Below are 13,187 nucleotides of genomic sequence, written 5' to 3' on the forward strand. Positions count from 1 at the left end.
GGAAGATGAACATCATGGAAAAAGGCAAAATTATATTTTTGAACGGTGTAACCAGCTCTGGTAAAACTTCAATTGTAGAGGCGATGCAATCATACGATGATCCGTTTTTCTATGTTGTGGCTAATGATTTATTTGAAAATACGATTGGTGATAAACATCTTCAGACGGATTACTGGAAGTATCTGAGTGAAGCGATTGTAATGATGTATCATACGGCAAAAGTATTTTCAGACCATGGAAAGCATGTTCTGATCGATGGCATACTTGTGGAAAGACCGGAGCTCGCGCCGCATTATGAACAAGTCAAACAGATTTTTGAAGGGTATCCACTGGATATTGTAGAACTACACTGTCCTCTCGATATCTGTCGTCAGCGGAACATCGAACGTGGGGATCGAAGAGAAGAGCAATCGGATGAGCAGTATCAAATCATGGCCCAAAACATCAACTATAGGTATTCGATTGATACAAGTATGAACACACCGGAAGAATGTGCAGAGAAGATTATTGCAGCGCTGTTCTAAACACAACGTTATGGGGGATGGTGACCATTCGTTCCGCATACTGGAGGTATTTTCTATATGTTGTTGAGCATAAATTGAACGTGCTGATCGAATGTTGGCAAGAAGGTCTGTATGTGCAAGGTTTAATTCATGATATATCCAAGTTCTTTCCGCAAGAATTTATTCCCTATGCAATTCATTTTTATTCAGAACAGAAGGATGAAGACACCCATCTAAGATGGAAGAATGCATGGCTACATCACCAAAATCATAACAAACATCATTGGGAGTATTGGATTGTAAATAGGAATACAAAAGAAGCTCTGCCCATGCCTACGAAATATTTGATAGAAATGGTATGTGATTGGAGGTCTTTTTCAAGAAAATGGGGACGTAAAGTGAAAGATTCTAATCTGGTAGAACGAATGATAAATTCACAAGATATTATTTTACATCCAGTGACGAGAGAAGAGCTTGAACAGTTATTTATTAGAAAGGATGAGAAGTTCATATGATCATGGAAGCGGATCGTTATTGCAAATAAAGATACTCGATACCGTGATAATTAAGCAAAAAGCTGAATTCCGAAACTGTGGAGGTTATGATGACCATTCATACGATTGAATTAACTCAGGAAAATCTGATTGGTTCATTTACTAATGAGGTAACCCCCATTTTGAGCGTGAAATCTGGTGATTCCATTCGTTTTCAGACGCTAGATGCGGGCTGGGGAACAGGTGTGAGTTATGTGGAACGCATGAAACCTATTGATCGTCAAGGTGAAAAAGATGGAGGTCATGCCTTAATCGGTCCGATCTATATCGATGAGGCGAAGCAAGGACAGACGTTGGAGATTGTTTTTAATGAGATCGTACCCGGGAGTTACGGGTTTACTTCCGCCGGCGGATATCCGAACTGGCAGAACCAGAAGTTACATCTAACAGAGGTTGAAGAACTGTCGCTGAACTGGACACTTGATCGCCGAACGATGAGTGGAAGCTGTGAAATAAAAGGAAAGTCCTTCACTGTATCTCTCTCGCCGTTTATGGGTGTAGTGGGCATGCCGCCAGAATCGGGAGGAATTCATACGACTTGGCCGCCTCGCTATTGTGGAGGGAACATCGACTGCAAGGAACTGGTGCAGGGAAGTAAATTATATTTACCTATCCCCGTAGACGGGGGTTATCTCGCGATTGGTGATGGTCATGCACGGCAGGGGGACGGTGAAGTCAGCTGTCAGTCAGGCCATTGAATGTCCGATGGAAGTGGTGGATGTCACGCTTAATGTGATTGATGATATGATTTTGACCAATCCTCGTGCACATACGCCATCCGGCTGGATTACCTTCGGTTTTCATGAAGATCTGAATGAGGCTACGGTTCAAGCATTAGACGGGATGCTCGATCTGATGGGTGAGTTGTACGGACTAGATCGAGTGGAAGCGATTGCACTTGGAAGCGCGGTAATTGACCTGCGTATCACCCAAATTGTGAATGGCGTTAAGGGTGTGCATGCTGTCCTTCCGCATGACGCTTTTAAGTGACTTAAGGCCTGTTATACATCGTATTAGAAATTGGGGGTCGATAAAATGAAAGGCAGACCACAGATCGTTTTAGATATCGCAGGGGTTTTGTTAAGTAATATGTCGTTAACGTGCTGGAAAGATATGAGTGAGGAAACCAACCTATCGGCAGAATCTTTGAAAGTACATTTTGCAGGAATCAAACGAAAGCTCTGGACAGGAATGATGAGGGAAGAAGAGTTCTGGCAATCGTTGAAGGAGATGTATCCCGAATTATCAATAAGCCGAGCGAAGGACATCTTATACAATTCAATTGTTCCCTTACCAGCCGCTCAATACCTTGAGCGATGGAGTGAGTTCGCAGATATCCATCTACTCAGCAATCATTGCAAGGAATGGATTGAGCCGAATCTGAGCCGTTTAAGCTCATTTACCAAAAGTGTAACCATCTCTAATCAAGTGGGTTTATGCAAACCTGAGATTGAGATATACCAACGGGTCAAAACCTTCCTGACAGCTGGAGAAGAGGTTCTATTTATAGATGATCAAGAGAAAAATTTACATTCTGCTAAGCTACTTGGTTGGAGGACTTTACTGGCTGACGAAGAAGGAGATTGGGTTAATGAAGTTGAGTCATTGCTAGGGAAGTTCATCAATGAATAACAAGTATAATCCATAATTTCCAAAAAAAACGTTCGTTTTACGAATCACACTCCAAATTGCTTTAGATGATGATCTAAATGTTTATAGATGCCTATACCCCATTGCTCAGGTGTTAATCTTCCGAAAAAAGGATGGGGGTGAGAGGAGCATTTTCTTGGACCAAGACTTTGGAAAGTTGTAATCTTTTGTTTCAGTTTCTCTTTCTCTACGATAAACTCTCTGTTGTCTTCTATAATAATTGTTGGGATGGTCGACATATTATGCGGTAATGGCTTTTCGTTATAAAACATTGGTTTGGCGAACCTTCCAACGAGCCTTCCTAGCAATCCTCTAGGTGGAAAAGCATTCCCCATGGGAATGTCTTGAAATGCCGAGCAGTGAGCCAGCATTTGAGGGACCTGCATGTTTCCCCATTCAGGCTTGGAATTTGCACTGAGTCTATCAATACGCTCTACGATTTCCACAGCATGCGTTTTAATGAAGATACTTTTCATAAGAACACCCCAATCATTGTTTTGGATTAGATTAAGCTTCTCTACTCATTCACCTTATCGCTAAACTGTGTAATTTCCTTTTCTAAAATTTGCCCGACTTGGCCGAGAGCATTCGTTATATCTAATAATTGCTTCGGATCAAGGTGAGCCATAATATACTGGTTCCATTCATCGTACTGTGTATAGATCGCTTCCAGCACTTCTTCTCCTTTCCCCGTTAATTCAAGTAACTTGGTTCGTCGGTCTGTCGGATGGTCTTTGTACATAGTGAGCCCTTCATCGGTTAATACATCTGCAATGCGCTGTACACTTTGGCGGGCTAGCCCCATATCACGGGCGATTTTGGCTACTGTCGGTGTACCATGTCCAATGCGACCCAATACCTGCCATCGGGCACTGCTCTGATGGAGTGAACGTGTAACGATATCCCCCGAACGCATCAATAATCCATGAATGTGAAAGATGTGAAGGGAAAACTTGCTTAGTGGATCTTCTATATTTTGGTTGTATTTCATATGTTTATCTTAATTAATTGACAGTGTGCTGTCAATATATCCGATATATCCTTATTGCTTCTGAGATATAGAAGGTTGTTCATGTTAAAATCAAGAATAGAAAGATAGGGGAATTTTCGTTAATCCAGAAGAGTTATATAAAATTTGAGCTATAAATAGATCAATTACGTCATGATCCAAACCATAAGGAGACAAGTTATCTATGACAAAATTGCATGTTCGTGAAGCCGTTTCTACAGATGCTCAAGCAGGGGAACAATTGAATCATAAGGTTGCCCTTTTTCTAGGGAAGAAAAAGGTCTAAGGATATATGTTTTTATTTTTCCACAGAAGAACAGGAGGGAATATATGAGTGATCCGCGTTCAACATACAGTATCCAAACGGCAGTGTTAAGTTTACAAGAGGAATTAGAGAGGTTAAAGATGCAGGCGGTAATGGGGTGGTCCAAAGAATTTCGAAATCTAGAGTGGTATGGTTTGAAAAATGGAATGCGTGTATTGGAGGTCGGAAGCGGACCAGGTTACATTACAGAGCAACTATTGAGCAGTCTGCCGGACAGCGAGCTTACCTCGCTTGAGATTGATCGTTCACTGCAAGCACAAGCCAAAGAACGGCTGAAAAATTTTCCTTCCAAGCGATTGCAATTTGTAGAGTCTTCCATCTACCAGATGGATCTGCCTGATGATTCTTTTGATTTTGTCGTGGCAAGACTTATCTTTCTTCACTTGAACAATCCTGACGAAGCTGCACAAGAGATATATCGTGTACTGAAGCCTGGCGGCCGTCTTGCCATTATTGATGTGGATGACGGCGTTTTTGGAGCAGTGAATCCTGATGTTCCTGCTTTGCATACGGTATTAATGAAAATTTCGGACTATGTGGGACAACACGGCGGTAATCGCCTAATTGGCAGAAGTCTGCCGCGTCTCCTGTCTGAGAGCGGATACATCGATGTTGACATTGATTCTGTCCTTCAACATAGTGATCTGTTAGGCATAGAAGGGTTTAAGCACCAGTTTAATCTTAATCGTTTTGTACATTTTGCTGAAAAAGGTGTGATCAGTTCGGAGGAATTTGCTCAGCTGCAACAAGCTTCTGAAGCTATAAATCATTCGCCGGAAGCCTATGCCATGATGAACTTCATTACAGCTTGCGGCACGAAGCCATTGACATAGCTGGGTTGAAACTCATTAGGGACGGAGGATGGAGATGAATATCGTTCATTCTTTTCAGGAATTAGTAGTTCGAGGGGATCATCAGGGTATGATTGAGTTACTGAAAAACTATGAACAATCCAGACCATTATCTGTTAATGAACAGGGCTGGGTCTACTGGAATGTTTCAGATGGTTATGCCTTGTTAAGGGAGCCGGAACCGCTTTATGCCAATCACCGGGAATTCTTCAAATGGGGAAAAGAAAATCTCGCCCCGGAGCAGTTACACTGGATCGTTTCGGATTCGACACAAGCGTTGTCGTTATCTCTGGGGAACTACTTTGATCATTGGATGGATTGGTACCAATATGCTTGTGATCATGCCCCAAAGTTGGATACCAACCGAGGTGTTCGATTCGAGAGCCATCGGGCTATGGGTGGTTCGCTTTGGGTTTTGGAGAGATACAGTGAAATGGACAGTGTGCTTGAAAATATGAACCAACTCATACAAGAAGATGAGACATGGTCCAATATTCTTTTTGCCCGGATTACATATAACAAACAGCGTCTGGCCTATATGCATCATGCCGGCGATTTTGCGGGAGTTGAAGCTCTTGTAAACGAAACGATGGACTGGATTGATGAAATCAATGATGGAGCAATGCCTATTTCAAGAAAAGATGAAGTGGTCGGCAGCTGGGAGGATATTAATGTCTCCAGAAATTCGCAGAGAGATATCAACATTGCGTTAAACAATTTGGCATGTATTTTAACGGATATCGAAAAGTATGAGGAAAGTGTGAAATTGTTTATGCATATACAGGAACGTGGTCACCACATGAATGCATATGGTTTTTCCAAATGGATATATTCGATCTGGAAGACAAGAGGGACTGAGGCAGTTAAAGATGCATTAGCAGTTAATGCTTCTTATGTAATAGCTGACCTTGTAAAACATACTCCTGAACTATTAGAGATCAAAGGTTTAGCATGAGGTGATTTAAGTCGCAAGAGGCCTGCACAACAACATGAAAGGAGTGATGTGATATGAGAAACAATACGAATCTGGGTAGAAGAAATAAAGTTGCCAGAGGTGTTTTTGTCTAGCGCAGAGGACCCAAGAAGGGGTTCCGAGGGATTCCTCTGTGTAATTTCACGAGGAGGAATTTCAAACTATGATTCATTTAAAACGTGTGTCGGTGGATAATTGGTATGCTTGCACTCAACTGGATGTAACGGAAGAGCAGAAAAAAAGTTTCCCCGCGCCGGTAGTATATTGGATTGCTGAATCCAAAGTAGTGGAAGACTTTCAACCCATGGCCATTTATTTTGATTCGGATCTGGTTGGATTTGCTGTGTACTCAGATCAACCGAATCATGAGGATAACTACTGGCTTCTTGCTCTAATGGTAGATACAAAATATCAGGGCAGAGGTTATGGAAGAGAAGCGTTGAGGAAGTTAATTGATCTAATGAAAGAATCGTTGAATTGCAAATGCATCATGATTGGACACAGGCCGGAAAATGATATCGCCGGGAATCTGTATGAATCACTTGGTTTTCAGAGAATAAGTGAAGGGCTGATTGATGGCGAGGTCGTTCGGCTTCTAAGATGCAAGTAGTGCCAAAACACACGCGATTTGGATTGTAAAGGAGGTAACTTGTCTTTGAAGCATGTACACATTGTTTTCTCATTACTCTTTATCATGGTAGGAATTGTGATTATTACGCTCTCGAAAATGATTGAAGAGGTGATTCCCAAGCTAGGGTATGCAGCATTCCAGTCAGCAGCAGCTGGCAGTTATGATTCGAGTGCTTATCAAGTGAATTTTGAACTGAATTATTGGATAGGCGCGATATGCATTTTGGGTGGAGTTATCTGTTTGATTAGTACAATGAATGTTGTCCGAAACTCCATCCGTGAATTGAATATAAGAAACAAAGCGTTTGATGAAACTCATAATTATGACGATACAAGAGAACTGAAATAGGTTATGATATGACATAAAAAAAGAAGGGGCGGATACACATGATTACATTCCAATACTTTGAACCGGAAGATTTTGATCAACTGATCGAATGGAGTGGGGATGAAGCATTTTTGCTCCAGTGGGCCGGCCCTCAGTTCCAATATCCACTTTCCAGAGAGCAACTATCGGATTATTTGCATGGTGCCAATGATAAGAACACTTCAAATAAGTTCATTTATAAAGTGATGGATGAATCAACTCAGGAGATTGTGGGTCATATTGCTCTTGGCGGTATCGATCGATATAATCGTTCAGGGCGTATTGGTAAGGTGCTACTTGGCAAGCCGTATCAGGGTAAAGGTTATGGGAAGCAAATGATCGATGAGGCACTTCGAATTGGATTTGAAGAGGAGAAGTTGCACCGGATCAGTCTGGGCGTATTTGATTTTAATGTCTCAGCCATCCGATGTTATGAAAAAGCGGGCTTTGTACAAGAGGGACTTATTCGTGATGCGAGAAGATATGAAGATACATTCTGGAATCTAATCGAAATGAGCATATTAGAAAACGAATGGAAAAAATGAATTCTCAGAAGCGATCATCATACTTGAGAGACATCTTTCTTGAGAAACACCTCGATGAACGGATGTAATAACTACGTGTACGAAAATTTAAAAGGGGATGTCCTACTGTCATCAGAATGACACGAGGACATCCCCTTAATTACTTCCTTCCTGGTTTATTTCAATGATCCCCGTATCAATAAATTCCTTCACAGGCACACCATCGCTAGCGAGTAACAGGGTCTCCATCATTTTGGCACCCCAGACTCCTTCATTCTGTGAAATAACGGCAGACAATTGACCGTTGAGCAACCCGTTTTCACTAGTCGGGCTATCACCGAACGCGATTAAATGCCGGTTAAGACCTTTTGCTTTCCAGATCAGGGTAGAGGCAGAGACAGAAACAAAATCGAGCCCGATAATTGCATTGAAGTGAGGGTGAGCCTGAATCATGTTCTCCATATCGGACATGGCTTGATCTTCATTCCCTTGATGATAACGAACTTCCAAGATCTCGATGTCTGTTTCACTGCGGATGTAATCAATGAATCCATTAAGCCGCTGCTGCAAACCTTGCATCTCCTCCAAACCATTCTCGACAAGAATCATGCCTTGATTATGCAGGAGTCGTGTAGTCGTCATCGCGAACTGCTGGCCAGTGCGATAGTTATCGGCGCCCACATAAGCGATTCGATGACTGGATGGGACATCTGACTCAAATGTAATGACAGGAATACCTGCAGCTTGGGCTGCATCAATAACGGGTGTAAGTGCAGCAGCATCCACAGGAGATATAGCTATCCCGTCCACATGCTGTTTGATCATATTCTCCATGATACGGATCTGTTGTTCGGTATTGGCTTCATCAGGTGCATTTACAATTAACGTGATATTGTGTTTCCCTGCATACTCCGTTGCATCCTTCGTGATCATCTCATAGGTTGGATACGTCATTGGATAGATAATACCGAAAGTTTTGCTCGCTGTAGATTTCTCTACAGGTGAAGTTGCAGGAAGTGTTGCAGCCATCTGCTGTGGGCGAATGTGTGCCGAACCGGATGAAATGATCATCGGAAACAGCAGTATTAGTGTAAGTAAAAGTGCAAATCTGGCTTTATTCATACAGTGGCTCTTTTCTCATATCTGATGATCTGGCCTGCGATTCCTCGGTTCCTTGAGTGCGGTATTCTCTTGGCGTAAAACCTGTTGTTTTCTTGAATATATTAGAAAAATAGTGAGAGTCATTGTAACCAACTTTGTAAGCAATCTCAAAGGTTTTGTTGTTGGTTGTTTTCAGCAGCTCCTTGGCTTTGCCGATTCGAATCTGGGTTAGATACTCCGTTATCGTTTGACCAGTTTCCTGACTAAAAATCTTGCTTAGATGACTTGGACTGATTCTGACGTGTGCAGAAATCATCTTCAACGAGACCTGTTCGTTATTGTATTCACGGGATACATAGGCTTTCACCTGATCAATGACATCACTGTATTTACCGGAGCAGGCTGCTCTTCTCTGCCATAACAAGTTAAGCAGGGAGCACAGATATTGGGTGCAATCCTCCCAGCACGTAATCTTCCGAATCGTCTGTTGTAGGGAAGTAATGTTCTCATCCGAATGGTCACTCATGCGGAACAACTGATTCGCGAGCCGAAACGACTCCAGCGTAAGATCATTCAACAGATAGAAGCCATACGAGGAGGACTTCCAGTCGAAGGATTGTAATGGAGCGGCAAACTCCTCCACAAAATGGTCACGCTGATTGGGGCTGCCGATTTTGAGAAATTCAAGAAACGAATTCCTGTCGAGAAAAAGAGTCGTTTGCTCATCCAGGTTATTTTCACGTAGAGAAGCTCTGTTCTGAAGGGTGAGCCGGGTAATATATTTATCCTCCTCCGCTTCCAGATACGAGACATGAATTCCTTGCAGCCGCTCCTGTTGACTGCCAATGCCCAGAATAATATTACATTTGAACGTATGCTCAAGTTCCATACGAACCCGCCCGCGAAGCTGCTCCAGATATACGGATATGCTGTCATCGGAGTGATACTTGAGCAGAAGCACCAACTCGGTCCGGCTTCGAATATAAGGAAGAAGTTCGACGTGGGGATCACGAGTTTCCTCCAGTATGGGAAGCAGTTTCTTCATCAGCGATTCCGGGTCCCGGGAGTCATCTGTTAATCGAACGTCGATAATGACAATTGTATAATACCGGGCCGAGAGTGGAAGTGAGAGTAGTTTGGCTGATTCAATCGCATCGGTTGTACCGATGAGTCCTCCGCACAGATCGGCCAGCAGTTTTTCTTTGGTGATCGTTCGGTTTGTCATGCGTTGATGTTCTTCATCCATTTGTTTGCTGACCTTATGAAGCATTTGGATTAGCTCTGCTGCACTAATGGGCTTTAGACAGTACTCGGTCACACCAAGTCGGATAGCCTCCTGGGCATAACTGAATTCATCATGACCGCTCATGATAATGATTTTGATATCAGGTTGTTGAGTGCGAACGATGGAGGTCAGTTCCAATCCGTTCATAAATGGCATTTTGATATCCGTAATCAGAATATCCGGAGCCCATTCATGAATTAAAGGTAACGCAAGCTCGCCGTCGGGTGCATCCCCGCAATAGTGAAAACCTTCCTTTTCCCAATCGATGCAGCTCCGTATATTCTCCCGAATTCCAATTTCGTCATCCACAATCATCACCTTTTTCAACGGTTAACCTCCTTGCTTTTGGGGATACGAATCATAAATGTGCTGCCTTCCATATAGGTACTTTCCATTTCAACGCCATAAGCTGGTCCAAAATAGAGTCGAATCCGGTGATGTACATTGAGCAGACCAAATCCGCCTTCCTGCTCGGCATCTTGGGGTGAACGGGAACCGGCCGGCTTCTCCAGCTCTTCACGTAATTGTGCCAATCGATCCGCAGACATGCCGATTCCGTTGTCCTGTACGGTGAGAATGATGCTATTGTCCTCTACATATCCGTGAATGGATATCAGCCCTTGACCGCGTTTGTTCTTGATCCCATGGTAGAGCGCGTTTTCAATTAGGGGCTGCAGCGTCATTTTCAAAATGGGATAATCCTGAAGCTCACGATCAACGCTGATCTCGTAGGTGAGAATATCGTGGTACCTCATCTGTTGAATAACCAAGTAACTCCGCGCATGTTCAAGCTCGGTTTGAATGGATACCCAGTCGAATCCTTTGTTCAGACTCAAACGAAAGAACTTCGAGAGGGCTTGCACAAGTTTGATTACATTTTCTTTTTTCTCTGCTTCAGCCATCCATAGGATGGATTCCAACGTGTTATAGAGGAAATGAGGGTTGATCTGAGCTTGCAGCGTACGTAGTTCAGCTATTTTCACCTGTTCATTCTCTCGAATGCTCTTTTCGATTAGCATTTTGAGCTTATCCAGCATCACATTGAAGCTTTTGCCCAGATCAGCAATTTCGTCCGAGCCGTGTGGTGTGACTTTGGCTTCCAAGTAACCGTTTGCAGCTTTACGCATCTTGTTCATCAGAATCCGGATGGGAAGAATCAGTCGATTATTCAGGAAAAAATATAACGATATCGCAAAGAAAGCACTTAACAAAACCGTAATGATGATCAATTGGCGAATGCTATTGGCCTCTGCAATGATTTCCTGATAAGGAGCTACCCCGATCATTTTCCATCCGGTCTGTTTTGAGGTGCTGTATACAACAAACTGGGGCTTGGATCCTGCAGACAGGATAAAGCTGTCGTGCTGTAGATGTAAAGGGACCGATCGGATCTGATCCATCATGGTTATGGATGCCGGGGTGACATCCGGCCTGAAGAGTGTATTTCCGTATTGATCACTAATATAGAAAAAACCGGAATCCTTAATGGGGGTATTCGTCAAAAAATCATCAATGAATGAATCATTCAAATCAATCACTATGAACCCGATGACCTCATGCGTAATTCGCTCTTTGACCGTGGTTATAATTGAAAGCGCATTCTGTTTAGGGTAAGCAAACCCATCCAGCCTGTTATATTCCGCATAGGCTGCAGAATGAGGGATGCGCAGAATGGCATCCGGATACTGTATCAGATACTTGAAGTACGGGTTACGCAGCGGATTTCGTTCCAGCTTGAACACGCCTTTTCGTTCACTTATGCCTTTTCCATAAAAATTCACGAATGAGATATTAAGTACCTTGTCATACTTGTAGGTTTCCCGATAAAGATTGTATGTCTGAAGGATGGCTTTGGCTTCTGGGTAGGACTCCGATTGAGAATACAAGTATTGAAGCACTTGCGGGTTCTTGCCCAGTTCGAGCAGCCGTTCCGTATCCTCAAACAAGATGTCAATGTTCCTGGCAAGCTGGTCGGCAACCAGCTGTGTCGAGGCCTTGTTATGATTGGATACGACAGTATAGGATTTGTGGTAAGAAATCAATCCAACCACGATCAGTGGTACTGAACTGAGGATGATAAACATGCTGAGTAATTTAAGCCTGAGGCTTGAAGCAATCCATTGAATGAGTTTCAACGTATTCCACTCCATCTGAAGGGATCAAAAATGTATCATTAGTATAACATGATTTTCTAATATGTAAGAGAATCGCTAAATACTACACAATTAAACAAAGAAATTACACTTTTTAAACTCCATTTTTTGAAATTACTAAATTATTACATAAATAAAGTATGAGACTCCATATAAGCTCGGAATGAAAGCGTTCTATAATGTGGTCACACCACAAGGTGAAACGAAAAAAGGGAGGATCACAACATGCGAACCAAAAAAAAGTGGGGACTTGCCATAACATTGGCTATGGTGATGCTGGTCAGCACGGCATGTAGCAGTACCAATGGAGGAGCAGGCTCCGATAATGAAACTTCAACGAGTGGGAATGGCAGTACACCTGCCAGCGCCAAAACAATTACGCTTGGTTTTTCGCAGGTTGGTGCAGAGAGTGGCTGGCGTTCGGCGAATACCAAGTCGATTCAGGATTCAGCCAAAGAAGCAGGTTATGATTTGAAATTCTCCGATGCGCAGCAGAAGCAGGAAAATCAAATTAAAGCTTTGCGATCCTTCATACAACAGAAGGTGACGGTCATTGCTTTTTCCCCTGTTGTAGAATCCGGTTGGGATACCGTATTGAAGGAAGCGAAGGATGCAGGAATTCCCGTGATTTTGACGGACCGTGCTGTGGATTCGCCGGATAAAACCCTCTACAAAACCTTTATTGGCTCCGACTTTGTAGAAGAAGGACGCAAAGCAGGTCAGTGGCTTAGTGACCAATACAAAGACACACAAGACGAAATCAACATTGTTGAGCTGCAGGGTACGACAGGCTCCGCACCAGCGAATGACCGTCAAGAGGGCTTTATGGAATTGATTGCTTCCAATTCGAAGCTTAAAGTGATTGCTTCACAATCGGGTGACTTCACACGTGCCAAAGGCAAAGAAGTCATGCAAGCTTTCCTCAAAGCACATAAAAAAATAGATGTTCTCTATGCACATAATGACGATATGGCACTTGGGGCAATTCAGGCCATTGAAGCGGCAGGATTGAAACCAGGCGTAGATATTACCATTATCTCTGTGGATGCCGTGAAGGATGGGATGCAGGCTGCTGCTGATGGCAAAATCAACTTTATTGTTGAATGTAATCCGTTGTTAGGACCTCAATTAATGGAAGCGGTTCAATCGGTAGTGGACGGGAAAGACATCGAACCCCGAATCGTTACGGATGAGACCACCTTCACATCGGAGCAAGCCAAAGAAGCATTGCCAACACGTGAATATTAAAAGCAGATTCGTAT

At 43.0% G+C, this 13,187-nt stretch carries 16 protein-coding genes; 11 read left to right on the top strand and 5 right to left on the bottom strand.

Annotation, left to right across the window (positions count from 1 at the left end; translation table 11 throughout):
* The first annotated feature begins 14 nt into the window (after positions 1 to 14).
* The 5 genes from EL84_RS18165 to EL84_RS18180 all read left to right on the top strand — a co-directional run bounded on the left by EL84_RS18165 (position 15) and on the right by EL84_RS18180 (position 2,689).
* Positions 15 to 524 carry a phosphotransferase-like protein gene (locus EL84_RS18165; protein ID WP_047842567.1) on the top strand — a complete coding sequence of 170 codons (510 nt, stop codon included), beginning with the start codon at positions 15 to 17 and terminating at the stop codon, positions 522 to 524.
* A 17-nt stretch (positions 525 to 541) separates the two neighbouring features.
* Positions 542 to 1,018 (top strand): DUF5662 family protein, encoded by a 477-nt coding sequence (locus tag EL84_RS18170; RefSeq protein WP_047842568.1) that lies wholly within the window; start codon positions 542 to 544, stop codon positions 1,016 to 1,018.
* 86 nt (positions 1,019 to 1,104) lie between these two features.
* Positions 1,105 to 1,755: an acetamidase/formamidase family protein gene (locus EL84_RS18175; RefSeq protein WP_321163446.1), complete on the top strand. Its 651-nt coding sequence runs from the start codon at positions 1,105 to 1,107 to the stop codon at positions 1,753 to 1,755.
* A complete protein-coding gene (locus tag EL84_RS32850; protein ID WP_321163447.1) occupies positions 1,727 to 2,047 on the top strand; it encodes a hypothetical protein in 321 nt (106 codons plus the stop codon). The genes EL84_RS18175 and EL84_RS32850 overlap by 29 nt, the downstream gene beginning before the upstream one ends.
* A 45-nt stretch (positions 2,048 to 2,092) precedes the next feature.
* Positions 2,093 to 2,689 carry an HAD-IA family hydrolase gene (locus tag EL84_RS18180; protein WP_047842569.1) on the top strand — a complete coding sequence of 199 codons (597 nt, stop codon included), beginning with the start codon at positions 2,093 to 2,095 and terminating at the stop codon, positions 2,687 to 2,689.
* 44 nt (positions 2,690 to 2,733) lie between these two features.
* Here the strand turns inward: EL84_RS18180 and EL84_RS18185 are convergent, their stop codons facing one another.
* Both EL84_RS18185 and EL84_RS18190 read right to left on the bottom strand, forming a co-directional pair.
* Positions 2,734 to 3,183, bottom strand: coding sequence for a DUF1569 domain-containing protein (locus EL84_RS18185; RefSeq protein ID WP_047842570.1), 450 nt, complete (start codon positions 3,181 to 3,183; stop codon positions 2,734 to 2,736).
* Positions 3,184 to 3,224: 41 nt separating this feature from the next.
* On the bottom strand, positions 3,225 to 3,698 hold the full coding sequence (locus EL84_RS18190; protein ID WP_047842571.1) for a MarR family winged helix-turn-helix transcriptional regulator: 474 nt from the start codon (positions 3,696 to 3,698) through the stop codon (positions 3,225 to 3,227).
* Positions 3,699 to 4,046: 348 nt separating this feature from the next.
* On the opposite strand from EL84_RS18190, the gene EL84_RS18195 reads away from it, so the two are divergent.
* The 5 genes from EL84_RS18195 to EL84_RS18215 all read left to right on the top strand — a co-directional run bounded on the left by EL84_RS18195 (position 4,047) and on the right by EL84_RS18215 (position 7,407).
* Positions 4,047 to 4,874: a methyltransferase domain-containing protein gene (locus tag EL84_RS18195; RefSeq protein WP_047842572.1), complete on the top strand. Its 828-nt coding sequence runs from the start codon at positions 4,047 to 4,049 to the stop codon at positions 4,872 to 4,874.
* A gap of 34 nt (positions 4,875 to 4,908) precedes the next feature.
* Complete coding sequence (locus EL84_RS18200; RefSeq protein ID WP_047842573.1) at positions 4,909 to 5,847, top strand: hypothetical protein; 939 nt, start codon at positions 4,909 to 4,911, stop codon at positions 5,845 to 5,847.
* 181 nt (positions 5,848 to 6,028) lie between these two features.
* Positions 6,029 to 6,475 carry a GNAT family N-acetyltransferase gene (locus EL84_RS18205; RefSeq protein WP_082219055.1) on the top strand — a complete coding sequence of 149 codons (447 nt, stop codon included), beginning with the start codon at positions 6,029 to 6,031 and terminating at the stop codon, positions 6,473 to 6,475.
* A 45-nt stretch (positions 6,476 to 6,520) separates the two neighbouring features.
* Complete coding sequence (locus EL84_RS18210) at positions 6,521 to 6,844, top strand: hypothetical protein (RefSeq protein ID WP_047842574.1); 324 nt, start codon at positions 6,521 to 6,523, stop codon at positions 6,842 to 6,844.
* Between the two features lie 38 nt (positions 6,845 to 6,882).
* Positions 6,883 to 7,407 (top strand): GNAT family N-acetyltransferase, encoded by a 525-nt coding sequence (locus tag EL84_RS18215; RefSeq protein ID WP_036670493.1) that lies wholly within the window; start codon positions 6,883 to 6,885, stop codon positions 7,405 to 7,407.
* A 135-nt stretch (positions 7,408 to 7,542) separates the two neighbouring features.
* On the opposite strand, the gene EL84_RS18220 is transcribed toward EL84_RS18215, so the two are convergent.
* From EL84_RS18220 to EL84_RS18230, 3 genes are read right to left on the bottom strand one after another with little or no spacing between them, the layout of a single operon-like run.
* On the bottom strand, positions 7,543 to 8,508 hold the full coding sequence (locus tag EL84_RS18220) for a sugar ABC transporter substrate-binding protein (RefSeq protein WP_047842575.1): 966 nt from the start codon (positions 8,506 to 8,508) through the stop codon (positions 7,543 to 7,545).
* Positions 8,501 to 10,090 (bottom strand): response regulator, encoded by a 1,590-nt coding sequence (locus EL84_RS18225; RefSeq protein WP_235200752.1) that lies wholly within the window; start codon positions 10,088 to 10,090, stop codon positions 8,501 to 8,503. Before EL84_RS18225 ends, EL84_RS18220 begins: the two co-directional genes overlap by 8 nt.
* A 5-nt stretch (positions 10,091 to 10,095) precedes the next feature.
* A complete protein-coding gene (locus tag EL84_RS18230) occupies positions 10,096 to 11,907 on the bottom strand; it encodes a sensor histidine kinase (protein WP_047842576.1) in 1,812 nt (603 codons plus the stop codon).
* A gap of 243 nt (positions 11,908 to 12,150) precedes the next feature.
* Here EL84_RS18230 and EL84_RS18235 point away from each other — a divergent pair, with 243 nt between their 5' ends.
* Positions 12,151 to 13,173, top strand: a complete 1,023-nt coding sequence (locus tag EL84_RS18235) for an ABC transporter substrate-binding protein (protein WP_017689009.1) — start codon at positions 12,151 to 12,153, stop codon at positions 13,171 to 13,173.
* The last annotated feature ends 14 nt before the right edge of the window (positions 13,174 to 13,187 follow it).

Source organism: Paenibacillus sp. VT-400 (genome assembly GCF_001029205.1).
In the GTDB taxonomy this organism is placed as follows: domain Bacteria; phylum Bacillota; class Bacilli; order Paenibacillales; family Paenibacillaceae; genus Paenibacillus; species Paenibacillus amylolyticus.

What these genes read in the sequence shown, in the direction of transcription:
- EL84_RS18235 (WP_017689009.1), top strand. Translation starts at nt 12,151, where the DNA reads ATGCGAACCAAAAAAAAGTGGGGACTTGCCATAACATTGGCTATGGTG.
- EL84_RS18170 (WP_047842568.1), top strand. Translation starts at nt 542, where the DNA reads ATGGTGACCATTCGTTCCGCATACTGGAGGTATTTTCTATATGTTGTT.
- EL84_RS18165 (WP_047842567.1), top strand. Translation starts at nt 15, where the DNA reads ATGGAAAAAGGCAAAATTATATTTTTGAACGGTGTAACCAGCTCTGGT.
- EL84_RS18215 (WP_036670493.1), top strand. Translation starts at nt 6,883, where the DNA reads ATGATTACATTCCAATACTTTGAACCGGAAGATTTTGATCAACTGATC.
- EL84_RS18190 (WP_047842571.1), bottom strand. Translation starts at nt 3,698, where the DNA reads ATGAAATACAACCAAAATATAGAAGATCCACTAAGCAAGTTTTCCCTT.
- EL84_RS18175 (WP_321163446.1), top strand. Translation starts at nt 1,105, where the DNA reads ATGATGACCATTCATACGATTGAATTAACTCAGGAAAATCTGATTGGT.
- EL84_RS18195 (WP_047842572.1), top strand. Translation starts at nt 4,047, where the DNA reads ATGAGTGATCCGCGTTCAACATACAGTATCCAAACGGCAGTGTTAAGT.
- EL84_RS18200 (WP_047842573.1), top strand. Translation starts at nt 4,909, where the DNA reads ATGAATATCGTTCATTCTTTTCAGGAATTAGTAGTTCGAGGGGATCAT.
- EL84_RS18180 (WP_047842569.1), top strand. Translation starts at nt 2,093, where the DNA reads ATGAAAGGCAGACCACAGATCGTTTTAGATATCGCAGGGGTTTTGTTA.
- EL84_RS18220 (WP_047842575.1), bottom strand. Translation starts at nt 8,508, where the DNA reads ATGAATAAAGCCAGATTTGCACTTTTACTTACACTAATACTGCTGTTT.
- EL84_RS18205 (WP_082219055.1), top strand. Translation starts at nt 6,029, where the DNA reads ATGATTCATTTAAAACGTGTGTCGGTGGATAATTGGTATGCTTGCACT.
- EL84_RS18185 (WP_047842570.1), bottom strand. Translation starts at nt 3,183, where the DNA reads ATGAAAAGTATCTTCATTAAAACGCATGCTGTGGAAATCGTAGAGCGT.